This window comes from Citrobacter sp. 50677481 (genome assembly GCF_001463265.1).
Lineage (GTDB): Bacteria > Pseudomonadota > Gammaproteobacteria > Enterobacterales > Enterobacteriaceae > Citrobacter_A > Citrobacter_A sedlakii.
This window is the reverse complement of sequence record NZ_LNHZ01000048.1, coordinates 49,926-71,149: the sequence shown is the minus strand read 5'-3', so window position 1 is coordinate 71,149 and position 21,224 is coordinate 49,926. Positions and strand designations below refer to the sequence as shown.

The 21,224-nt window shown below is 54.8% G+C and carries 25 protein-coding genes; 5 read left to right on the top strand and 20 right to left on the bottom strand.

Annotated elements, in window-relative coordinates; all coding sequences use genetic code 11:
• Positions 1–20: 20 nt before the first annotated feature.
• The 5 genes from APU02_RS11890 to APU02_RS11870 form a co-directional block, all read right to left on the bottom strand.
• Positions 21–974, bottom strand: coding sequence for a transketolase family protein (locus APU02_RS11890; RefSeq protein ID WP_060570105.1), 954 nt, complete (start codon positions 972–974; stop codon positions 21–23).
• Positions 967–1,797: a transketolase gene (locus APU02_RS11885; protein ID WP_060570104.1), complete on the bottom strand. Its 831-nt coding sequence runs from the start codon at positions 1,795–1,797 to the stop codon at positions 967–969. The genes APU02_RS11890 and APU02_RS11885 overlap by 8 nt, the downstream gene beginning before the upstream one ends.
• Positions 1,794–3,185 carry a PTS ascorbate transporter subunit IIC gene (locus APU02_RS11880; RefSeq protein ID WP_042290708.1) on the bottom strand — a complete coding sequence of 464 codons (1,392 nt, stop codon included), beginning with the start codon at positions 3,183–3,185 and terminating at the stop codon, positions 1,794–1,796. Before APU02_RS11880 ends, APU02_RS11885 begins: the two co-directional genes overlap by 4 nt.
• A 68-nt stretch (positions 3,186–3,253) precedes the next feature.
• Complete coding sequence (locus tag APU02_RS11875) at positions 3,254–3,526, bottom strand: PTS sugar transporter subunit IIB (protein ID WP_042290710.1); 273 nt, start codon at positions 3,524–3,526, stop codon at positions 3,254–3,256.
• A gap of 80 nt (positions 3,527–3,606) precedes the next feature.
• Complete coding sequence (locus APU02_RS11870) at positions 3,607–4,050, bottom strand: PTS sugar transporter subunit IIA (protein WP_060570103.1); 444 nt, start codon at positions 4,048–4,050, stop codon at positions 3,607–3,609.
• Positions 4,051–4,299: 249 nt separating this feature from the next.
• On the opposite strand from APU02_RS11870, the gene APU02_RS11865 reads away from it, so the two are divergent.
• A complete protein-coding gene (locus APU02_RS11865; RefSeq protein ID WP_060570102.1) occupies positions 4,300–5,319 on the top strand; it encodes a LacI family DNA-binding transcriptional regulator in 1,020 nt (339 codons plus the stop codon).
• 4 nt (positions 5,320–5,323) lie between these two features.
• On the opposite strand, the gene yfcD is transcribed toward APU02_RS11865, so the two are convergent.
• From yfcD to yfcF, 3 genes are read right to left on the bottom strand one after another with little or no spacing between them, the layout of a single operon-like run.
• Positions 5,324–5,902 carry an NUDIX hydrolase YfcD gene (gene yfcD / locus APU02_RS11860; RefSeq protein WP_042290714.1) on the bottom strand — a complete coding sequence of 193 codons (579 nt, stop codon included), beginning with the start codon at positions 5,900–5,902 and terminating at the stop codon, positions 5,324–5,326.
• 56 nt (positions 5,903–5,958) lie between these two features.
• Entirely contained in the window at positions 5,959–6,510 is a 552-nt protein-coding gene (yfcE, locus tag APU02_RS11855) for a phosphodiesterase (protein WP_042290716.1), read from the bottom strand.
• A gap of 56 nt (positions 6,511–6,566) precedes the next feature.
• Positions 6,567–7,211: a glutathione transferase gene (gene yfcF / locus APU02_RS11850; RefSeq protein ID WP_042290718.1), complete on the bottom strand. Its 645-nt coding sequence runs from the start codon at positions 7,209–7,211 to the stop codon at positions 6,567–6,569.
• Positions 7,212–7,351: 140 nt separating this feature from the next.
• On the opposite strand from yfcF, the gene yfcG reads away from it, so the two are divergent.
• The 4 genes from yfcG to APU02_RS11830 all read left to right on the top strand — a co-directional run bounded on the left by yfcG (position 7,352) and on the right by APU02_RS11830 (position 9,903).
• Complete coding sequence (gene yfcG, locus APU02_RS11845) at positions 7,352–7,999, top strand: GSH-dependent disulfide bond oxidoreductase (protein ID WP_042290720.1); 648 nt, start codon at positions 7,352–7,354, stop codon at positions 7,997–7,999.
• Between the two features lie 53 nt (positions 8,000–8,052).
• A complete protein-coding gene (gene folX, locus APU02_RS11840) occupies positions 8,053–8,415 on the top strand; it encodes a dihydroneopterin triphosphate 2'-epimerase (RefSeq protein ID WP_042290722.1) in 363 nt (120 codons plus the stop codon).
• A 20-nt stretch (positions 8,416–8,435) separates the two neighbouring features.
• Positions 8,436–9,329 (top strand): TIGR01777 family oxidoreductase, encoded by an 894-nt coding sequence (locus tag APU02_RS11835; protein ID WP_060570101.1) that lies wholly within the window; start codon positions 8,436–8,438, stop codon positions 9,327–9,329.
• A gap of 70 nt (positions 9,330–9,399) precedes the next feature.
• Positions 9,400–9,903 carry a GNAT family N-acetyltransferase gene (locus APU02_RS11830; protein ID WP_042290725.1) on the top strand — a complete coding sequence of 168 codons (504 nt, stop codon included), beginning with the start codon at positions 9,400–9,402 and terminating at the stop codon, positions 9,901–9,903.
• A gap of 59 nt (positions 9,904–9,962) precedes the next feature.
• On the opposite strand, the gene hisP is transcribed toward APU02_RS11830, so the two are convergent.
• From hisP to APU02_RS11765, 12 genes are all read right to left on the bottom strand, one after another.
• Positions 9,963–10,736 (bottom strand): histidine ABC transporter ATP-binding protein HisP, encoded by a 774-nt coding sequence (gene hisP, locus APU02_RS11825; protein ID WP_042290727.1) that lies wholly within the window; start codon positions 10,734–10,736, stop codon positions 9,963–9,965.
• Between the two features lie 13 nt (positions 10,737–10,749).
• Complete coding sequence (gene hisM / locus APU02_RS11820) at positions 10,750–11,457, bottom strand: histidine ABC transporter permease HisM (protein WP_042290728.1); 708 nt, start codon at positions 11,455–11,457, stop codon at positions 10,750–10,752.
• The gene (locus tag APU02_RS11815; protein WP_060570100.1) at positions 11,454–12,140 is read right to left on the bottom strand and encodes a histidine ABC transporter permease HisQ; all 687 of its coding nucleotides are present in this window, start codon (positions 12,138–12,140) and stop codon (positions 11,454–11,456) included. Before APU02_RS11815 ends, hisM begins: the two co-directional genes overlap by 4 nt.
• A gap of 184 nt (positions 12,141–12,324) precedes the next feature.
• Positions 12,325–13,107 carry a histidine ABC transporter substrate-binding protein HisJ gene (hisJ, locus tag APU02_RS11810; RefSeq protein ID WP_042290731.1) on the bottom strand — a complete coding sequence of 261 codons (783 nt, stop codon included), beginning with the start codon at positions 13,105–13,107 and terminating at the stop codon, positions 12,325–12,327.
• 246 nt (positions 13,108–13,353) lie between these two features.
• A complete protein-coding gene (gene argT, locus APU02_RS11805) occupies positions 13,354–14,136 on the bottom strand; it encodes a lysine/arginine/ornithine ABC transporter substrate-binding protein ArgT (protein ID WP_060570099.1) in 783 nt (260 codons plus the stop codon).
• Between the two features lie 288 nt (positions 14,137–14,424).
• Positions 14,425–14,994, bottom strand: a complete 570-nt coding sequence (gene ubiX, locus APU02_RS11800; RefSeq protein ID WP_042290734.1) for a flavin prenyltransferase UbiX — start codon at positions 14,992–14,994, stop codon at positions 14,425–14,427.
• Between the two features lie 94 nt (positions 14,995–15,088).
• Positions 15,089–16,606, bottom strand: a complete 1,518-nt coding sequence (gene purF, locus APU02_RS11795) for an amidophosphoribosyltransferase (protein ID WP_042290735.1) — start codon at positions 16,604–16,606, stop codon at positions 15,089–15,091.
• A gap of 37 nt (positions 16,607–16,643) precedes the next feature.
• A complete protein-coding gene (gene cvpA / locus APU02_RS11790; protein ID WP_042290946.1) occupies positions 16,644–17,132 on the bottom strand; it encodes a colicin V production protein in 489 nt (162 codons plus the stop codon).
• Between the two features lie 220 nt (positions 17,133–17,352).
• Positions 17,353–18,027 (bottom strand): cell division protein DedD, encoded by a 675-nt coding sequence (dedD, locus tag APU02_RS11785; protein WP_042290737.1) that lies wholly within the window; start codon positions 18,025–18,027, stop codon positions 17,353–17,355.
• Positions 18,017–19,285, bottom strand: coding sequence for a bifunctional tetrahydrofolate synthase/dihydrofolate synthase (folC, locus tag APU02_RS11780; RefSeq protein WP_060570098.1), 1,269 nt, complete (start codon positions 19,283–19,285; stop codon positions 18,017–18,019). Before folC ends, dedD begins: the two co-directional genes overlap by 11 nt.
• 192 nt (positions 19,286–19,477) lie before the next feature.
• A complete protein-coding gene (accD, locus tag APU02_RS11770) occupies positions 19,478–20,392 on the bottom strand; it encodes an acetyl-CoA carboxylase, carboxyltransferase subunit beta (protein WP_042290740.1) in 915 nt (304 codons plus the stop codon).
• Between the two features lie 149 nt (positions 20,393–20,541).
• A complete protein-coding gene (locus tag APU02_RS11765) occupies positions 20,542–21,201 on the bottom strand; it encodes a DedA family protein (RefSeq protein WP_042290742.1) in 660 nt (219 codons plus the stop codon).
• Positions 21,202–21,224 lie beyond the last annotated feature (23 nt).

The following is a 21,224-nucleotide window of genomic DNA, read 5'->3' as shown; positions in this document are numbered from 1 at the left end:
CCGGCATCAACCTCACGCCATCACAGCAGTGATTTTGCGGCTTCGACAATCGCGGCGGCAGTCAGCCCGTATTCCTCCTGCAAAAAATCCTGCGTGCCAACCTGGCCGTAACGTTCTTTTACGCCGACCCGACGCATGGGCACCGGACAGGTTTCCACCAGCACTTCCGCCACCGCCGACCCCAGTCCGTTGTGTATACTGTGGTTCTCGCAGGTCACGATGCGTCCCGTTTTCTCGGCGTAGTTTTTCACCAGCATCCGATCGATAGGTTTCAGGGTGAACATGTCGATCACCGCGGCGCTGACCCCGTTTCTCTCCAGCTGCCGCGCCGCCTCCAGCGCTTCGGCCACCATGATTCCGTTAGCAATCAGGGTGATATCATTACCTTCCCGCAGCACGTTGCCTTTACCGATGGTAAACGTCGAGCCGGGCGCGTAGATACTCGGCGCCTGTTTACGAATGGTGCGGACCCAGTAGAATCCCTCAAGGTCGATGAGCTGACGCAGGATATCCTCAAACATCACCGCATCCGTCACCTCCAGCACAATGGCGTGCGCCAGTCCACGCACGATCCCCATATCTTCAAACGACATGTGCGTACCGCCGTTATGACAGGCGGTGACGCCCGCATCCGAGGCGATCACCTTGACGTTATTTCGCTGGTAGTCCAGCGACATAAACAGCTGATCGAAACAGCGGCGGCTGGCAAACGCAGTGAAGGTATGCACGAACGGCTTGCGCCCGGTTAACGCCAATCCCGCGGCGGTGCCAATCACGTTAGCTTCCATAATGCCGCAGTTAATCACATGCTGCGGGTAATCACGGGCTACGCCATCCATCGCCATTGAACTCATCAGGTCTGCTTCCAGCGCGATGATCGGGCTGCCGTCTTTTATCTGCCGGGCCACGAATCCGGCGTACACCTTGCGCATCTCCACGCGATCTTTTTGTCCTGTGGGCGCGAGATTAATCATGCGTGACCTCCAGTTGGCGAATGGCGTTATTCAGGGTTTGCTTCATGTCCTCTGTCAGGCGCAGGTGATGAGAATTGCTCAACTGTTCAAGACATGGCACCCCTTGCCCTTTAATGCTGTCAAGAATGATTACCCGTGGGCGGGCCTGCGCCTCGGGAACAGGCTGGACGGCAGCCAGTAGCGCCGGTATATCATCGCCCTTCACCGTGATGGTATCGAAGCCAAACGCGCGGAATTTTGCATCAAGGCTGAACGGGCGAATAATTTCATCTAACTCGCCGTCCAGTTGCTGCTTATTCCAGTCAACAAACACCGTCAGGTTGTTGAGGCAATGATGAGCAATAAACTGAAACGCTTCCCAGCACTGTCCTTCGTTCAGCTCACCGTCGCCGACAATACAGAAGACCCGGTTCGGACGCTGCGCCAACTTATGCGAGAGCGCCATTCCGGCGGCGATGGAGATCCCCTGCCCCAGCGATCCCGTGGTCGCGTCCACGCCACGGGTTTTCAGCCGATCCGGATGACTGGGCAGCCGGGTGCCGTTCTGATTCAGCGTGTTCAACTCGTCGATCGGGAAATAGCCTTTGATCGCCAGCGTGCTGTAAAGCGCCGGTCCCGCGTGCCCTTTCGAGAGAACAAAGTTATCGCGTTCCGGCCAGTCCGGATCGGCCGGATCGATTTTCATTACCGCGCCGTACAGTACCGCGAGGGTTTCCACCACCGACATACTGCCGCCATAGTGGCCGAAGCCCAGATGGGTGAGTGATTTCAGGGTAGCAACGCGAATATCCCGCGCCAACTGCGTCACTTCTTTTACATTCATGGTTTGGCTCCGTTATTTTCCGCTGAGTGACCTGTCGCCGTCTTGTTCTTTGCGAACAGATTCCAGAGGACCAGTACAACAAACAATCCGACCACCAGCCCGGTGATCGCCAGAGGCGACAGGTAGCGGGCCAGGTTACCGAGCACAATGCCAATCGCGCCAAAGTCGGCATCCGAGAAGGTGGTGTTGGCAAAGCCGATAGCGCCGAGTACCGGCAAGAGCAGCACCGGGAGGAAGGTAATCAACAGACCGTTGGCGAACGCGCCGAGCATAGCGCCACGACGGCCGCCGGTGGCATTACCGAACACCCCCGCCGTCGCTCCCGTGAAGAAGTGCGGCACGACGCCTGGCAATATCAGCACCAGCTTCATTTGCCCGAGCAGAAACAGCCCCACCAACCCACCGAGGAAGCTAAACAGAAAGCCGATCAGCACAGCGTTGGGGGCATAGGGATACACCACCGGGCAATCCAGCGCTGGACGCGCGTTGGGCACCAGTTTTTCAGAGAAGCCGGTGAACGCCGGAACAATTTCCGCAAGGATGAGGCGAACCCCTTGCAGGATAATGAACACCCCGGCGGCAAAAGTAATCGCCATGATGATGGCGTAGACCAGATAGTTCTGCCCGCCGCTGAAGGTGCTTTCCACATACTCCCGACCGGCGCTAACCGCCATGATCAGATAGATGATCATCATGGTCAGCGAAATGGAGATCGAACTGTCGCGCAGGAAGCTTAAATTCTTCGGCAGATTCATTTCTTCGGTCGAACGGGAGCCTTTACCGCACACGCTGCCGATCCAGCCTGACAGCACATACCCCAGGGTACCGAAGTGACCAAAGGCAATGTCGTCGCTACCCGTGATGCGTTTCATGTAGCGTTGCGCCAATGCCGGGAAGAAGGCCATCACCAACCCGAGGATCAGCGAGCCGGTAAAGACCAGCCCCGCCCCCTCAAAACCGGCGACGGTCAGGATCACGCCGATCATACAGGCCATGTAAAAGGTGTGGTGCCCGGTTAAAAATATGTATTTCAGCCGCGTAAAGCGCGCGACAATAATATTCGCCACCATTCCGAACGCCATAATCAGTGCGGTAGCGGCACCGTATTTTTCCAGTGCAATCGAGACAATCGCTTCATTATTCGGAATAATCCCCTGGATAGTAAAAGCGTGTTCAAACATACCGCCTAACGGATTTAATGAGCCGACCAGAACGGTAGCCCCGCCGCCAAGAACAATAAACCCCAGAATTGTTTTAATGGTTCCCTTTACGACATCCGAAAAGGCTTTCTTTTGCGCCACCAGGCCAATAAGCGCAATTAAGCCGACCAGTACCGAAGGCACTTTAAGAATATCAACAACAAAATTCAGCGTTTCAAGGATAAACATAGCCACCTCGATGCATATTTGCGGTCACGCTGTGGTGAGACAGCGCGAAGGATTGGGTGCAGACAGAATTATTGTTTATCGAACCATGCCCGTAGCTGTGTTTCGAGTTCATTGATATCGATAATGTTATTGATTACCACCAGTTGCGCCTCGGGCACGCTGGCGCTGGCGGCAATATCTTTCGCCATCACAAAGAGATCGGCGGCGCCCGGCGTCGCCGAGGAGAGATCGGAATGTTCCACCTCAGCGTCAATATTGAGTTTTTTGAGCACCTTTTTAATATTCATTTCGACCATAAAACTGCTGCCCAGGCCGGAGCCACAAATAGCCATAATTTTCATTGTTATTACCTTTTTTAAGTAGAGTTTGTTCGCATCACGCGCAGGCGTAATGTTTCATCAATACAGGGGCATGCGTAAAATTAATAACGTGAAATTATTTTTTTAATCTCCTCCAGGGTGGCTGCCTGATGTAATTTCGCCAGATCGTCATCGTTTGAAAATAATTCAGCCAGGGCCGAAATCATTTCGATATGGCTGTGTTTATCCGCTGCGGCTAATAAAATAATAATATCAACCGGATCATTTTCTCCTGCGCCAAACGACACGCCGTCCGAAAGCTTCAGCAACGATAAGCCGATAGCCTTTGCGCCTTCCTCCGGGCGGGCATGCGGCATCGCCAGCCCGGGCGCCAGCACATAATACGGCCCCAGCTTCTGATGTTGTGCGACGATAGCGCTAACATAATCAGGCGTAATGACGCCCGCCTTCAGCAGCGGCCCGGCGCAAATCCCAAGCGCTTCCCGCCAGTCGCTCACCTGCTCGCGCAGTTGAATCGTGTTATCCGTTAACCAGGTTTCAAGCACGATCGTCCCTCTCTCTTGGCTTAACATGAGCAAACTTTATTCAACCCCAACCACCTTATCTGCGATCGCAATCACAAAGATAGCGCTATCAAACGCTATCGTTCAGATATGTGATAGCGCTATCAAAAACAGATTGCTGTGTGAAATCAGAGCAAACAAGGACAATTAAGGCGTATACTGCGCTAAACGTGACGCAAAGAACGATCATAAAAAAGCGTCTCAACTGGTTGTAATTGCGCAGGAATTTGTATGTCTCTAACCCGAAAACGGCGTAGTACCGGTAAAGTGACCATCGCCGATGTCGCACAGCTTGCGGGTGTCGGCACCATGACCGTCTCGCGTGCCTTGCGCACGCCGGAGCAGGTTTCCGATAAACTGCGGGAGAAAATCGACGCGGCTGTCCACGAGCTGGGATATATGCCGAATCTCGCCGCCAGCGCGCTGGCGTCAGCATCGTCACGTACCATTGCGATGGTGGTGCCAAATCTTGCCGAAGCAGGATGTTCAGAAATGTTTGCCGGATTGCAGCATATTCTGCAACCCGCCGGATACCAGATCATGCTGGCGGAATCCCGTCACCGTCTTGAGCAGGAAGAAAAACTGCTGGAAACGCTGCTGGCTTCCAATATCGCCGCGGCGATATTGCTCAGCGTCGAGCACAGCGACACCATCCGACACTGGCTAAAGAACGCGTCGATTCCGGTCATGGAGATCGGCGCGATCCGTACCGATCCCATTGATATGAATATCGGGATTGATAACGTGGCCGCCATGTTTGAGCTGACGGAGATGCTGATTCAACGTGGCTACCAGAACATTGGCCTGCTGTGTGCGAATCAGGAACAGTGGATCTTTCAACAGCATTTGCAGGGCTGGTATAAAGCGATGCTGCGCCATCATATGTCGCCCAACCGGGTGATTAACGCCGCCCTGCCGCCCAATTTTTCCACCGGGGCTTCGCAACTGCCGGAGTTTATCCTGGCGTGGCCGGAACTGGATGCGCTGGTCTGCGTGTCGGATGAACTGGCCTGCGGCGTCCTGTATGAATGCCAGCGCCGACGGATTAAAGTCCCTGACGACCTGGCGGTTGTGGGGTTTGGCGACAGCGACGTCAGCCGGGTCTGTCAGCCGCCGCTGACCACGATGGCGGTTCCGCACCGCAAAATCGGTCTTGAGGCCGGACGGGCCTTACTGGAAAGAATTCAGGATGGAAACTGGCGCGATCAACAGCCGATCGCCTCCAGTTTATGTCTGCGGGACAGTTGCTGAGGCGTTATTCCGCCTCTTCCTGTTTTTCTTGCTGTTCTTCTTGTTGCCGCTCACCTTTTGCAGACTCGTTTTTGGCGTTGCGGGTCATCCACAGCGCCAGCGCTTTTAGTGAGTCCGGGGTGAATTCGTCACAGCGGGCGGTAATTTCCTCCGGCGTCAGCCAGCATACTTCGCTGACCTCTTCCTCCTGCAAGGCGAAGGGGCCATGCGACACGCAGCTAAACAGCGCGCCCCAGACGCGGCAATGCTCATCTTCAAAGTAGAACTGACCGTGTTCAGCGAACGGAACGCCCGCAATGCCCAGTTCCTCCTCCGCTTCGCGGCGGGCAGAGTCTAACAGTTGTTCGTCTGCCTGAACGACGCCACCGGCCGTGGCGTCTAACATGCCAGGTAAAAAGTCCTTTGTCTCGGTACGACGCTGCACCAGAATTTTGCCCATCCCATCGTGTACCACGATATAGGTTGCACGATGACGCAGGCACTGCGCTCGCATCTGTTCCCGGCTGGATTGTGCGATGACTTCGTTGTCTTCATTCACAATATCCACCCATTCCGTACTTGCCAAACGACGCTGTTCCACCATCAGGAAACCTTCTTTTTCTTAGCACTCTGCGGCGCATTTACATATGTGGGGGTAAATTACGAATTAATCGCCACCTGCGCAATGATACTTTGATCATTGAGTGCGATTACGCTCAATACATTATCGTCCAGCATTCCGTAGCTCGCCGGATGGCCGCCCTTCGGTATGCTCACGGAGCCAGGATTGAAATGGTATATATCGCCCCGCTTTTCTGCCACCGGCAGATGAGTATGTCCATACACCAGCACATCGTTGGACTGCAGCGCTGGCAGATTTTCCGCTCCAAAAAGATGACCGTGGGTCAAAAAGAGCCGCTGGTTTTCCAGTAACGCCTGCTGCCACGGCGCGGTGAGCGGAAAGTGGAGCAACATCTGATCCACTTCGCTGTCGCAGTTGCCGCGCACGGCGATAATCCGCGACGCATATTCGTTCAACCGCCCGGCGACCTCAGCAGGCGCGTAGCCTTCAGGTAAGGCGTTACGCGGCCCATGATTCAGTATATCACCCAGTATCACCAGCCATTGCGCGCCGCTGCGAGCAAACAGCGCCAGCACGCGCTCAGTGGCCGGTAAGGAACCGTGAATATCGGATGCAAACATCAGTTTCATCACGTCCTCCGCATCATAAAAAAACCGCACTATGATACTGGATTGTAGACCCTTTTTCAGCCCGTACGCTTAGCGGAAAGCGCAATATATCGCTGGACAGAAGCGCGCTGCCATTGAAACGCGGCATATTCCGCCAGCGGCGTCGGCACGTCGTCACCGTTGAGCGCCAGACGGTTGATCATCAGCGCCAGATCGGTGTCCGCCAGACACCATTCACCGAACAGGTTCGGCGTCCCGTCAGCCAGCAGATGGCTCGCCGTGGCAAACAGCTTTTCCACGCTGGCTTTCCCGGCGTCGCTTAATGGCCCTTTCTTGACGCCGCCGAACACCACATCCGTCGGGCGCTCCTCGCGGACAGGCATCAGGTCGCTTCGGAGCCACGCCTGAATCTGCCGCGCCCGGGCGCGTTTCTCAAGATCGAGAGGATAGATGCGCTCCCATGTCGGCGGCGCAAAGCGATCTTCCAGATATTCCGCAATAGCTGACGACTCGCTAAGTTCGAACCCGTCAATCTCCAGCAGCGGTACCCGACGCGTCTGGGCGTAACCCTGCCAGCCAGGCGCGAGATGTTCACCGCGATCCAAATCCACCGTTTTCAGGGTAAAAGGAAGCCCCTTTTCCTGGAGCGCGACGTAAGCAGACAGCACGTAAGGGGAGAAAAAATTGGCGTCTGACCAGAGGGTAATCACAGGTTTACTCATAGCTTCCTCGATGTTGATGGTTTTTTTTCTTTCAACATAAAGCGTCTTTCGTTCGCTGTCACCTGATGAAATCTCACACAACACGCCAGGCTTTCTATACTTGTGGTTGTCTCGTAGATAAAACGCTTGCTGGAGCTGAAATGATCGATCTCTATTACGCCCCTACGCCCAATGGACACAAGATTACGCTCTTTCTTGAAGAAGCCGAAATGGACTACCGACTGATCAAAGTCGATATCAGTAAGGGCAACCAGTTTCGTCCCGATTTCCTGGCGATATCGCCCAATAACAAAATTCCCGCGATTGTCGATCGCGCCCCTGCGGACGGCGGCGCGCCGCTTAGTCTTTTTGAGTCTGGCGAAATTTTGCTTTACCTGGCGGAAAAAAGCGGCATGTTACTGAGCGGCGAGCTGCGCGAGCGTCATATTACGCTGCAGTGGCTGTTCTGGCAGGTTGGCGGGCTTGGGCCAATGCTGGGGCAAAATCATCATTTCAATCATTTCGCGCCGCAGGCCATCCCGTATGCTATCGAGCGTTACCAGGTGGAAACTCAGCGGCTGTATAACGTGCTCAATAAACGTCTGGAAGCTTCTCCGTGGCTGGGCGGCGAGCATTACAGCATCGCGGATATTGCCTGCTGGCCGTGGATCAATGCCCATCAGCGTCAACGCATCGATCTGGAAATGTACCCGGCGGTAAACAACTGGTTCCAGCGTATCCGCTCGCGTCCGGCCACCGAACGTGCGCTGATGCAGGCGCAACTTAATCCTGAGACGTTGAAAGGATAACGCGCGGCGGTTCTCGTGTATGATGCGAAGGTTCATATATGGAGAACTCTGCAATGTCTCAACCTGACGCTATTATTCGTATAAAAAACCTTCGCTTACGCACCTTTATCGGTATCAAAGAAGAAGAGATCACTAACCGCCAGGATATTGTGATCAACGTTGCGATTCATTATCCGGCAGAAAAAGCGCGGGTCAGCGAAGATATTAACGATGCGTTGAATTACCGTACCATCACGAAAAGCATTCTTCAGCACGTCGAAAACAACCGTTTTTCGTTGCTGGAAAAATTAACGCAGGATGTGCTCGACATCGCACGCGAACACCACTGGGTCACTTATGCTGAAGTGGAAATCGATAAGCTTCACGCGTTACGTTATGCCGATTCGGTATCTATGACCTTAAGCTGGCGGCGTTAGTCGCCTTTACGGGAGGCTGCATGAACATACTGGTTACCGGAGGAACAGGTCTTATCGGCGGACACCTTATCCCGCGTCTGTTGGCGCTCGGGCATCAGGTGACGGTTCTCACTCGCAGCCCCGAAAAAGCCCGGGATCGGCTCGACAGTCGGGTGGCGCTCTGGACCACCCTGGACGATAAAAAGCAGCTTGATGATGTCGACGCGGTGATCAATCTTGCGGGTGAGCCGATTGCCGACAAGCGCTGGTCGAGCGCACAAAAGGAGCGTCTTTGCCAGAGTCGCTGGCGCATCACGCAGAAACTGGCGGATCTGGTTAATGCCAGCGAGACGCCGCCCTCGGTACTGATTTCCGGCTCCGCTACCGGCTATTACGGTGATTTGGGTGAAGTGGTGGTGACCGAGGAAGAGCCGCCGCATAATGAATTCACGCATAAGCTGTGCGCGCGCTGGGAACAAATCGCCTGTACCGCCCAAAGCGATCGCACCCGCGTTTGCCTGCTGCGTACCGGCGTCGTGCTGGCGCCCAAAGGCGGTATTCTCGGTAAAATGGTTCCGCCGTTCCGGCTGGGGCTGGGAGGACCGATTGGCAATGGCCGCCAGTATTTACCGTGGATCCACGTTGATGACATGGTGAACGGCATCCTTTGGCTGCTGGATAACGATCTGCGCGGCCCCTTCAATATGGTTTCGCCCTATCCCGTGCGTAACGAGCAGTTCGCCCATGCGCTTGGACATGCGCTACAGCGCCCTGCTTTCGTTCGCGTCCCGGCGACGGCGATTCGCCTGCTGATGGGCGAGTCCTCGGTGCTGGTATTGGGTGGCCAGCGCGCGCTGCCGAAGCGTCTGGAAGCCGCAGGCTTCGCCTTTCGCTGGTATGACCTCGAAGAAGCGCTGGAAGATGTGATTCGCTAACCCTCCGGCCTGTGCATGCTCGCCGTTCCGGTGGTAAGGTAATCAGGATGACTTCCGGAATGGCGATTTTATGGCTTTACTGACGACCCCGCGACTGACGCTCTCCCCTTTTCAGGCGACCGACTGGCCTTTCTTTCTCGCCCTGCGAGAGAACCCGGATATTATGCGGTATATGGGCGAACGCTGCCCGGAACGCGATATCCGTTTACTGTTCGCGCGTCGTCTGGTTTCGAAACATATGTTCGTTATTCGCCAGCATCATGACGCAACCCCGCTAGGGGACGTCGGTCTGCAAATCAGCCATCAGTTTCCCCAGGAAGCGGATATCGGCTATTGCCTGCTCCCTGATGTGCAGGGGCGCGGCTTTGCCAGCGAAGCCGTTCGCGCCGTGTGCGAGTATGGCTTTCACGATGCGGGGCTACAGGCGATCAACGCCTGGGTGCTGGCAGAAAACCGGGGGTCCGTAAGATTGCTGGAAAAGCTCGGATTCGCGCGCACGCAGGTGCTGGAAAAAGCATTCACGATCAATGGCATTCGCTATGACGACTGGGGTTACCGGCTGGAAAGCGCCTGAAGGCGCGGCGCTTATCCAACCTGTAAGAAACGCGATTTGCCACCCGGCGAAACCGGTGACTATTTCAACGAACCTTTAAGAAACTGCTGCAATCGCGGGCTTTGCGGATTGCCAAACAGTTGCTCTGGCTCCCCTTCTTCTTCAATCTTCCCCTGATGCAGGAAAATCACGTGGCTTGACACATGGCGAGCAAAACCCATTTCGTGGGTCACCACTACCATGGTTTTGCCCTCTTCCGCCAGTTGCTGCATGATGCGCAACACTTCACCCACCAGTTCAGGATCCAGCGCAGAGGTCGGCTCATCAAACAACAGCACCTCCGGTTCCATCGCCAGCGCGCGGGCAATCGACACGCGCTGCTGCTGCCCGCCGGAAAGATGCACCGGATATTTCCCCTGGGCACGCTCATCAATGCCCACTTTCGCCAGATACTTGATCGCCCGTTCGCGGGCTTCCTGCTTGCTCAGGCCCAGTACCTGAACCGGCGCTTCCATGACGTTTTCCAGCACCGTCATGTGGCTCCACAGGTTAAAGTGCTGAAACACCATCGTCAGACGCGTGCGCAACAGGCGGAGCTGGGTTTTATCCGCCACCTTCAGTTGACCGTCTTTGTCGCGTACCAGCGTGATATTTTGGCCGCTGACCACAATCGATCCTTCGCTCGGCTTCTCAAGAAAGTTAATGCAGCGCAGAAAGGTACTTTTCCCCGAACCCGATGAGCCGATAATACTTATCACATCCCCGGCGTTGGCCTGCAGCGATACCCCTTTCAGCACTTCATGTTCGCCGTAGCGTTTGTGCAGATCGATAACGTTTAATTTATTCTCAGACATCGTGTTACTCGAATTATTTAGAGGAAACATGCTGCAACCAGCGCCTTTCCGCCCTGCGGAACAGACTGATCAGGACATACGAAATGATTAAATACAGCACGGCGGCAAGCCCGAAAGCGGTAAAGGGCTGATAAGTCGCTGAATTGATATCGCGGGCGATTTTAAGCAGATCCGGCACCGTCGCGGTAAAAGCCAGGGCCGTGGAATGCAGCATTAAAATAACCTCGTTGCTGTACGCCGGAAGCGCAATACGCAGCGCCGAGGGCAAAATAATGCAGCGGTACATTTTAAACGAAGAAAAGCCATAGGCCCGCGCGGCCTCGATTTCACCATGCGGCACCGAGCGAATGGCGCCGGCAAAAATCTCGGTAGTATAGGCGCAGGTGTTAAGGGTTAACGCCAGAACGGTACAGTTCAGGCCGCTACGAAAGAAGGCGTTGAGGAAATCGGTGCCTTTGACGATTTCCAGGGTATACATCCCCGAATAGAACACCAGGAGTTGCACATACAGCGGCGTCCCGCGAAAGATATAGGTAAATAACCAGATGGGGAACTGGATAAACTTATTGCTGGAAACGCGGCCAATCGCGAGGATCACCGCCAGGATGCCCCCCATCACCACTGATGAGATCAGCAGCCACAGGGTAATCGCCACGCCGGTAAAGCGATAGCCGTCGGTCCAGAGCAGGGATTTCCAGTACTCCTGAATAATGTCTATCACAGGTCAGCCCTCTTTACACCCACGGAGTAACGGCGCTCGAGGAACAGCAGCACACCATTGGACACAGTCGTAAATACCAGATAAATCAGCCCGCACACCACTGCGAAATAAAAGGGCTCCCAGGTGCTCTTACCGGCCAGTTGCGTGGCTTTTACCACATCTTCCAGACCGAGCAGCGAGACCAGCGCCGTGGCTTTCAGGATAACCTGCCAGTTGTTGCCAATGCCGGGCAGCGCATAGCGCATCATTGCCGGAAACATTATGCGGCGAAACGTCTGCGATGACGTAAAACCAAAGGCGGTCGCCGCTTCGATATGACCTCTCGGCACCGCCATGAACGCACCGCGGAAGGTTTCCGTGAAATAGGCGCCGTAAATAAAGCCGAGAGTAATAATACCGGCAACCATTGGATCAATATCGATTTGGCCGACCCCCAGCGCGTCGGTGACCGTATTCAGCGCAATCTGCAGACCGTAGAAGATCAGCAGCATCAGCACCAGATCCGGCACACCGCGAATCAGGGTGGTATACCCTTCGAAAATAAGCCCCGTCACCCGGTTTTGCGAGAGTTTAGCCCCCGCCCCGACGAGGCCGATCAGCACCGCCAGCACGACGGAACTGAGCGCCAGTTCCAGCGTGACGATCGCGCCCTGTAAAATAACACCTGAAAAGCCGTACAACATGCTGCCTGTCCTGTCGTGAGTGGTGAGTAAGCGCCTCTTTTGACGTCACGTCCTTCGTATGCCGGATGGCGGCATTGACCTTATCAGGCCTAAGACAACTGTCTGCAGGCCGGATAAACGTTGCGCCATCAGGCTGAAAAAAGGATCATCACGCCGTTTCGGGCTTTATCTGCACCGGCGGGAATTAACCGCCATAAACATCAAAATCAAAGTACTTTTTCGCCAGCTTTTCGTAAGTCCCGTCAGCGCGCATATCGGCAAACGCTTTATTAAGGGCTTCACGCAGTTCGTTGTCTTCTTTACGCAGACCCATACCGGTCCCGACGCCGAACAGTTTCTCGTCTTTCACAGACGGGCCGCCGAATTTGTAATCTTTGCCAACGGGTTGCTTCAGAAAGCCTTCGCTTGCCGCGACTTCGTCCTGGAATGCCGCATCAATACGTCCCGCAGTCAGGTCAGAGTAGATGTTGTCCTGCCCCTGGTAAGAGACAATCTCAATGCCCTTCGGCGCCCAATGCTCGTTACCAAACGTCTCCTGAGTGGTGCCCTGAAGTACGCCGACGCGCTTGCCTTTCAGCGACTCGACGGTCGGCTGAATATCGGAATCTTTGGCCACCACCAGACGCGAATCAGCGGCATACAGTTTGTCAGTGAAAGCGATCTCCTGCTGGCGCTTTTCCGTGATGGAAAGCGAAGACATGATGGCATCGATTTTCTTCGCTTTTAACGACGGGATCAGCGCGTCCAGCGGGTTCTCAACGAAGGTGCATTGTGTATTGATACGTTTGCACAGCTCTTTCGCCAGATCGATATCAAAACCCACCAGTTCACCCTGTGCGTTTTTCGATTCAAAGGGGGCATAAGTAGGATCGGTACCAATGCGAATTTTTTGCGGAATGGCGGCAAAAGCTGCGGTAGCGCTGGAGAAGGCCAGCACCAGGGAAAGAGATAACACCAGTTTTTTCATAGCTATCCTCAACAGACTGTCTTTATAGGGGATCTTTACAGGACCAGGTGCGGTTATCGTGCCATTAATCGGGTCGGCAAGGCAAAGCATTCTACCCAAACAGCCGGTTTATTTTGCATGAAAAGCGCTTAAGTATGCATATTTCCGCCAGCCGATCCAACCACTGCACTGTTATGGTGCATTTCTGCCTGACTGCACCGCGAAAGGTTACCCAAACGGTGCAGCCAGATCCCCTCACTGGCGCGATCAGTCGCCGTAGACGTTAAAGTCGAAGTACTTTTTCGCCATCTTGTCGTAAGTACCGTCCTTACGCAGATCGCCCAGCGCCTTGTCAAAGGCCGCTTTCAGCTCAGCGTCGTCCTTACGTAAACCGACGCCCGTCCCGTCGCCAAAGTACTTCTTGTCTTTCACGGAAGGACCGGCAAACGCATAGTCTTTACCAGCAGGTTGTTTCAGGAATCCTTCGCTGGCGGCCACTTCATCCTGCAGAGCAGCATCAAGGCGGCCCGCCGTCAGGTCGGAGTAAATCAGATCCTGATTGGCGTACGCCACCACATCTACACCTTTACTGCGCCAGTTGTCATTGGCATACGCTTCCTGGGTGGACCCCTGCAGAACGCCGACGTGTTTGCCTTTCAGCGCATCCAGCGTCGGTTGGATCGGCGAACCTTTCGCCGCAATCAGTCGTGAGTCAGCCGCGTAGAGTTTGTCAGAGAAGGAAATTTCCTGCTGACGCTTATCGGTGATGGAAAGCGAAGAGATGATGGCATCGATTTTCTTCGCCTTGAGCGACGGGATCAGCGCGTCGAAATCGCTGGCGACCCAGGTACATTTGACCTGCATACGCTTGCACATCTCATTGCCCAGATCGATATCAAAGCCGACAAAATCGCCTTTGGCGTCTTTCGAAGAGAATGGCGCGTAGGTGGTGTCCGTACCGATACGAACCGTTTCCGGTAACGCGGCATAGCTGGATGCGCCAACAGAAAGACCTATCAGTAATGACAGAGCGAGAACTGACTTCTTCATACATAACCCTCAAGTGGAATGACTTTATTATGTTTTGCGTTGTGTTGTGTGTTTGCAGGCTTTTTCATGCAGGTCTTATGCCATTTTCGCGTCGATGAGGATATTCGACGTTAAATATGTTAATAAAACGTTGCAATATTGTCCTGATGTTGAAGATAGCAGGTCTGGCGGATGAACCGCAGCGTTTCGGTGGCTTTTAGCGAATTAAATGTCGAGGATATGATCGCGGTTACAAAATTGCCCTATAACAGGGCAACGGTTGCCAAAAGGCGCGCTAAGCAGGCAGCGCTATGCGCCCTGCCAGCGGGCAAAGAGATCCTGCGGTAGTGCAATGTCAAACTGATCAAGAACGCGGTTAACGGTTTGATTTATCACATCATCCAGCGACTGCGGACGATGATAAAACGCCGGAACCGGCGGCATAATCACCGCGCCAATTTCCGCCGCCTGGGTCATTAATCGAAGATGCCCCAGATGCAGCGGTGTTTCCCGCACACAGAGCACCAACGGACGGCGCTCTTTCAGCACCACGTCGGCGGCGCGGGTGAGCAGACCGTCGGTATAGCTGTGCACAATGCCGGACAGCGTTTTAATCGAGCATGGCAGGATGACCATTCCCGTGGTCTGAAAAGAGCCAGAGGAGACGCTGGCGGCAATGTCACGCGCGTCGTGGGTGACATCAGCAAGCGCCTGCACGTCGCGCAGCGATAAGTCGGTTTCCAGCGACAACGTCTGTCGGGCGGCCTGACTCATAATCAGGTGCGTTTCAACATCCGGCACGTCGCGTAAAACCTGCAACACGCGCACGCCGTAAATGGCGCCGCTGGCGCCGCTAATTCCTACGATGAGTCGTTTCATGATATATCGCCCTGTCTGACTTCTGGGCTGACTTTGCAGGATTTCAGGGGGAGTTGCAAGCAGGGTGCGGAAACCGCACCCTGGGAGGAAGAGATTACCCTTCGTTGTGCATTTCGAGATTTTCCACTTCGTTCTGCCGCTGCACCGCTTTGGCGTCGTCATTGCGCAGGGAATCGAGAAAATCAAGATACTGCTGGTCAACGTCTTTCGTCACGTACACGCCGTTAAATACCGAGCATTCAAACTGTTGGATATCCGGGTTCTCGGCGCGTACGGCTTCGATCAGATCGTTCAGATCCTGGAAGATTAGGCCGTCTGCGCCGATAATCTGGCGGATCTCATCCACTTCACGCCCGTGGGCGATCAGTTCGTTAGCGGTAGGCATGTCAATGCCGTACACGTTCGGGAAACGAATTTCCGGCGCGGCTGACGCCAGATAGACCTTTTTCGCCCCGGCTTCACGCGCCATCTCAATGATCTGCTCAGAGGTGGTGCCGCGCACGATAGAGTCATCGACCAGCAGAACGTTTTTATCCCGGAACTCCGCGCGATTAGCGTTCAGCTTGCGGCGCACCGATTTACGGCGCAGCTGCTGACCCGGCATGATAAAGGTACGTCCCACGTAGCGGTTTTTGACAAACCCCTGGCGGTACGGCTTACCCAGAATACGGGCAATTTCCAGCGCGATATCGCAGGACGTTTCCGGGATCGGGATCACCACGTCGATATCCAGGTCTTCCCACTCACGGGCAATTTTTTCACCCAGCCTGGTCCCCATATTAACGCGGGCGCTGTAGACGGAAATTTTGTCAATGAAGGAGTCCGGACGCGCGAAGTAGACGTACTCAAACAGACACGGGTTGCTGACCGGGTTTTCCGCACACTGGCGGGTAAACAGCTGGCCTTTTTCCGTGATGTACACCGCCTCACCGGGCGCGACGTCACGGAGGAATTCGAAGCCCAGCGTATCAAGCGCCACGCTTTCTGAGGCCACCATGTACTCGGTACGGCCATCGCCAATATCGCGTTTGCCCAGCACCAGCGGACGGATCCCGTTCGGATCGCGAAAGGCGATCATCCCGTGGCCGATAATCATCGCCACGCAGGCATATGCCCCGCGAATCTGGCGGTTAGTCGCGGCGATAGCGGCAAAAATGTTATCGGCTTCCAGCGGATAGTGACGAAAGTTATCCAGCTCGCTGGCAAAGATATTCAGCAGGATCTCTGAATCGGAGGTGGTATTGATGTGGCGACGCTTTTCTTCGAACAGCTTTTTACGCAGCTCGTGGGCGTTGGTCAGATTGCCATTGTGGGCAAGCGTGATGCCATACGGTGAGTTGACGTAGAATGGCTGAGCCTCTGAGGCGCTGGAGCTGCCAGCCGTTGGGTAGCGCACATGACCGATACCCATGTTGCCCTGCATACGCTGCATGTGACGCGCTTCGAACACGTCGCTCACCAGGCCGTTCGCTTTACGCAAGCGGAAGCAGTTGTTCGCATCAATGGTGATGATGCCTGCGGCATCCTGGCCACGATGCTGGAGCACCGTTAAGGCGTCATAAATCGACTGGTTGACCGGCATAACACCGGCGATACCGACAATACCGCACATACGTCTTTTTCCTCGTTAACCACATCTCAGAACCCAGTCAGGTTCTGGGCAAGAAACTTGACGAGCTTTGCAGATAGTCAAAAAACCATCTGATGATGAAACTGAACTCCGGGATAAGCCGTGACTGACTCCAGTCCTCACTTTTCGACAAACCGGTAAAGGTATCGAGAAAGAACAGAATGGCGGCAACAATCAGTACACCACGCAGAGCCCCAAAACAGATCCCCAGCACCCGGTCAGTACCGGACAACCCGGTTTTTTCGACCAGTTGCCCGATAACAAAGTTGACGACCGCGCCGACAATGAGCGTCGCGATAAACAGCACCGCGATGGCAATCCCGTTTCGAACCAGTTCGTCTTCAAAGCCCGAAAACCAGACAGACAGATAAGTGTAGTAATGGCTGGCGACAAAGAAAGCACAACCCCATGTCACCAACGATAACGCTTCACGTACAAAGCCACGGATCAGGCTAACCAGACAGGAAAAACCAATCACCGCGATAATGGCGTAATCAATCCAGACCATAAGTGTCCCACGATTTAACGCCCTGCCGTCCTGTTCGGGGCGCATTCTAACAGAAAAAGAAAACGTTTGCGTAGGGATTTCCTTCCCGCGCGTAAATAAAAATGGCGCTGAAAAAATATTCAACGCCATCATACTTTTTGGCCGTTTTTGGCCTTGCCGGATGGCGTCGTTAACGCCTTATCCGGCCTGAAAAACCGCGTCGCGCCTGGCGACAGGGGACTTAGTTCGGACTGTATCCCATCACCACTCCGCTTAGCCCGGAGAGCTGTTTCAGTTCACCAAGCGAGCTTTTCAGCTTGTCGCGAGACGCGTCCGGCCCGACCAGGATGCGGGTGATTTTTCCCTGCACTGGCGTCGACGGCACAGTATATACCCGGTAACCCGCGCCGCGAAGTTTACCCACAATCTCATTGACCTTGTCGGCGTTTTTCAACGCCCCTAACTGAACAACATAGGCTTTCCCGGTCGGTGCCGGTTTTTCTTCTGCCGCGGGCTTAGGCGCAGGCGCTGTCGGCTCTACCACCGGCTGTGGTTTCGGCTGCGGCTTCGGTTTTTCAACCGGTTTTGGTTTTGGCTTTTCAACCGGCGCTGGCGCCGGATCAATCGCCGGATTGTTGGTCGACGCATAGCGCGAAGGATCCAGCGACGGCGCCGCCGCATCGCCTGCGCGCACTTCTTCCGCAGCGCCTTCCGGCGGCTGGGTCGGCAAAGCCTGCGTGGCGGCGGGCATCATATCAGGCTCATCGCGATCGCCCGGTTTCGGCACCAGCGGGATAGCGGCAAACTCATCCTGATAATGCTTTTTTTGCCCGTCGAGCAGGCCTGGAAGCACAATCACGCCCAGTGCGACCAGCACAATTGTGCCAACTAAACGATTCTGAAATTTACTCGCCACCGATTCTCCCCGCGTCCATCACTTCCATGACATGTGCCACCGTGTGGAATGATCCACATACCAGTACGGTATCTTCTGGTTTCGCCTCCGCCAGCGCCGCCTGCCATGCCTGCGCGACACTGTCATAGACAGTGCCCTGGCCCAGATGTTCCAGCAGTTGTTCCGCCGTCGCGCCGCGCGGCCCTTCCAGCGGAGCACAATACCAGTCGTCGACCACGCTTTTCAACCAGGCTAACGTTCCCGCAATATCCTTATCATGTAGCATACCGATAACCGCCAGCACGCGCCCTTGTTTCGGTAACCCTTTCAGTCGCCCGGTCAGGTATTCCGCCGCATGGGGATTATGCGCGACATCGAGAATGACCCGTGGGGACTCGCTCACAATCTGAAAACGTCCGGGTAGAATCGCCCCGGCAATACCGTCGCGGATCGCCTGCTCGCCGATCATAAGCCCGCTTGCGCGTAGCGCCGCCAGCGCCGTCGCCGCGTTTGGCTGCGGCACCTGCGGCAACGGCAAACCGGTTAACGTACCGTTGGCGTCGGTAAAACGCCAGCTGTCGCCCGACACCGCATAATGCCAGTCTACACCGCGTCGCTGGAGCAAAGCCCCTTTTTCCTGCGCGACGTCGGCGATGGTATACGGCATTTCCGGTTCGCCAACAATTGCCGGTTTTTCAGCGCGGAAGATCCCGGCTTTTTCCCGGCCAATGCTTTCGCGATCCGGTCCCAGCCAGTCGGTGTGGTCAAGCGCGATACTGGTGATCACCGCGACGTCAGCATCCACCATATTGGTGGCGTCCAGCCGACCGCCTAACCCCACCTCCAGAATAACGACATCAAGATTCGCCTGCTTAAACAACCACAGCGCGGATAGCGTACCGTACTCAAAATAGGTCAGGGAAATCTCACCGCGCGCAGCTTCAATTTCCGCAAAAGAGGCGGTATGGGCCGATTCCGGCAGTTCTTTACCCGCAATGCGCACGCGCTCAGTGTAACGGACCAGATGCGGCGAACTGTAAACGCCCACGCTGTAGCCTGCCGCCGTCAATACGGACTCCAGCGTGCGGCAGGTTGTGCCTTTGCCGTTCGTTCCGGCGACGGTAAAGACAAATGGCGCGGGCTTTAACACGTCCAGTTTCGCTGCCACCTGACTTACGCGCTCAAGACCCATATCAATCGTTTTGGCGTGGAGATTTTCCAGATAAGAAAGCCACGAGGCCAGGGGCGACGCGGCTTGGGGAATGCGTTTGTTATCCATGATGCCCGTAAATTGGTTACATTGAGAAAAGCAAAAGGCAGCGCCAACTGGCCCTGCCCTTTTGTACTCGTCGTTTTTCAAGCTGCAGGCTTGTTGGCTGCTCTCGTTCACCCGAATCACTTGCCTGTGCAAGCTCATCGGGATGAACGCTCTTGCCGCCTACCTGCAACTCGAAATCCATAGAGTAAATTATCAGGCCTCGGGTTCCTGATCCGGTACCGGAGGTACCACCACGCCTTCACGTGGAGCATCCGGATTCGGCGCGGGTAAGTTCATCAGCTTCGCCAGAATGCTGGCCAGTTTCAGGCGCATTTCCGGACGGCGGACAATCATATCGATAGCGCCTTTTTCGATCAGAAACTCACTGCGCTGGAATCCCGGCGGCAGTTTCTCACGGACGGTTTGCTCGATCACGCGCGGACCGGCGAAGCCAATCAACGCTTTCGGTTCAGCGATATTAAGATCGCCCAGCATCGCGAAGCTTGCGGATACGCCACCCATTGTCGGGTCAGTAAGCACCGAAATGTACGGCAGACCGCGTTCCTGCATTTTCGCCAGCGCAGCGGAAGTTTTCGCCATCTGCATCAACGACATCAGCGCTTCCTGCATACGCGCGCCGCCGGACGCGGAGAAGCAGATCAGCGGGCAGTTATCTTCCAGCGCCTGCTCAACGGCGCGGACGAAACGCGCACCGACAACAGATCCCATGGAACCGCCCATAAAGGCAAACTCAAACGCCGCCGCGACAACCGGCATGCCGTGAAGCGTACCTTTCATGACCACCAGCGCGTCTTTTTCGCCGGTTTCCTTCTGCGCGGAAGCCAGACGATCTTTATACTTCTTGGAGTCACGGAACTTCAGCACGTCTTTCGGCTCAAGTTCGCTACCCAGCTCCACAAGAGAACCTTCATCTAACAGGCTATGCAGGCGATTGCGCGCCGACATGCGCATGTGATGGTCACACTTCGGACAGACCTCAAGATTACGTTCCAGCTCAGCGCGATATAAAACCTGACCGCAGCTATCACATTTGGTCCACACCCCTTCAGGAATGCTTGCCTTGCGGGTTGGAGTAATGTTGCTTTTAATTCGTTCAATCCAGCTCATTGGTGACCTTTCTGCCTGAACCCTGGTTAGCTTTGTTATAAGGGGCGCATGATGCCATTTTTGCCCCCAACAGACCATGAATGTTGCACATTAAAACATAACAGCCCGTAACTTTGGATAAAAAAGTGGTCGAACCGCTGTGTTAGTTTCTATTTTGTTACACGCGACGCAGCACGTTTATGACGAATAATTTCGTAAACGCCGGGCAATATGGACACCACGATAATGCCGACGATCAACAGCTTCAGGTTATCCTGGATCATCGGGAGAGTGCCGAAGAAGTAGCCCGCGTAGGTAAACAGCAATACCCACAACAGCGCGCCAATCACGTTGTAAGCGGCAAAATGACGATAAGACATATGCCCCATTCCCGCCACGAACGGCGCGAACGTTCTGACGATCGGCACAAACCGGGCGAGAATGATGGTTTTGCCGCCATGCTTCTCGTAAAACTGGTGGGTTTTGTCGAGGTAACTGCGGCGGAAAATTTTCGAGTCCGGGTTGCTGAAAAGCTTATCGCCGAACAGTCGGCCAATGGTGTAGTTAACCGCGTCGCCAACAATTGCGGCAATCAGCATTAATACCACCATCATATGGACGTTGAGATCGTTATTGGGCAGCGACGCCAGCGCTCCGGCAACAAACAGCAGGGAATCTCCCGGCAGGAACGGCGTGACCACCAGACCCGTTTCACAAAATAAAATCAGGAACAAAATGGCGTATACCCAGATGCCATATTCGGCAACCAGCTCTGCCAGATGCACATCGATGTGCAGGATGAAATCAATAAGAAAGTAAATCAGGTCCATAATTATGCCTTTTACGACGCGAA

Excerpts from the sequence above, each read along its gene's own strand:
- APU02_RS11890 (WP_060570105.1), bottom strand. The coding sequence starts at position 974 with ATGATTAATCTCGCGCCCACAGGACAAAAAGATCGCGTGGAGATGCGC.
- APU02_RS11885 (WP_060570104.1), bottom strand. The coding sequence starts at position 1,797 with ATGAATGTAAAAGAAGTGACGCAGTTGGCGCGGGATATTCGCGTTGCT.
- APU02_RS11880 (WP_042290708.1), bottom strand. The coding sequence starts at position 3,185 with ATGTTTATCCTTGAAACGCTGAATTTTGTTGTTGATATTCTTAAAGTG.
- APU02_RS11875 (WP_042290710.1), bottom strand. The coding sequence starts at position 3,526 with ATGAAAATTATGGCTATTTGTGGCTCCGGCCTGGGCAGCAGTTTTATG.
- APU02_RS11865 (WP_060570102.1), top strand. The coding sequence starts at position 4,300 with ATGTCTCTAACCCGAAAACGGCGTAGTACCGGTAAAGTGACCATCGCC.
- yfcD (WP_042290714.1), bottom strand. The coding sequence starts at position 5,902 with ATGGTGGAACAGCGTCGTTTGGCAAGTACGGAATGGGTGGATATTGTG.
- yfcE (WP_042290716.1), bottom strand. The coding sequence starts at position 6,510 with ATGAAACTGATGTTTGCATCCGATATTCACGGTTCCTTACCGGCCACT.
- yfcF (WP_042290718.1), bottom strand. The coding sequence starts at position 7,211 with ATGAGTAAACCTGTGATTACCCTCTGGTCAGACGCCAATTTTTTCTCC.
- yfcG (WP_042290720.1), top strand. The coding sequence starts at position 7,352 with ATGATCGATCTCTATTACGCCCCTACGCCCAATGGACACAAGATTACG.
- folX (WP_042290722.1), top strand. The coding sequence starts at position 8,053 with ATGTCTCAACCTGACGCTATTATTCGTATAAAAAACCTTCGCTTACGC.
- APU02_RS11835 (WP_060570101.1), top strand. The coding sequence starts at position 8,436 with ATGAACATACTGGTTACCGGAGGAACAGGTCTTATCGGCGGACACCTT.
- APU02_RS11830 (WP_042290725.1), top strand. The coding sequence starts at position 9,400 with ATGGCTTTACTGACGACCCCGCGACTGACGCTCTCCCCTTTTCAGGCG.
- hisP (WP_042290727.1), bottom strand. The coding sequence starts at position 10,736 with ATGTCTGAGAATAAATTAAACGTTATCGATCTGCACAAACGCTACGGC.
- APU02_RS11815 (WP_060570100.1), bottom strand. The coding sequence starts at position 12,140 with ATGTTGTACGGCTTTTCAGGTGTTATTTTACAGGGCGCGATCGTCACG.
- hisJ (WP_042290731.1), bottom strand. The coding sequence starts at position 13,107 with ATGAAAAAACTGGTGTTATCTCTTTCCCTGGTGCTGGCCTTCTCCAGC.
- argT (WP_060570099.1), bottom strand. The coding sequence starts at position 14,136 with ATGAAGAAGTCAGTTCTCGCTCTGTCATTACTGATAGGTCTTTCTGTT.
- ubiX (WP_042290734.1), bottom strand. The coding sequence starts at position 14,994 with ATGAAACGACTCATCGTAGGAATTAGCGGCGCCAGCGGCGCCATTTAC.
- purF (WP_042290735.1), bottom strand. The coding sequence starts at position 16,606 with ATGTGCGGTATTGTCGGTATCGCCGGTGTTATGCCGGTCAACCAGTCG.
- cvpA (WP_042290946.1), bottom strand. The coding sequence starts at position 17,132 with ATGGTCTGGATTGATTACGCCATTATCGCGGTGATTGGTTTTTCCTGT.
- folC (WP_060570098.1), bottom strand. The coding sequence starts at position 19,285 with ATGGATAACAAACGCATTCCCCAAGCCGCGTCGCCCCTGGCCTCGTGG.
- accD (WP_042290740.1), bottom strand. The coding sequence starts at position 20,392 with ATGAGCTGGATTGAACGAATTAAAAGCAACATTACTCCAACCCGCAAG.
- APU02_RS11765 (WP_042290742.1), bottom strand. The coding sequence starts at position 21,201 with ATGGACCTGATTTACTTTCTTATTGATTTCATCCTGCACATCGATGTG.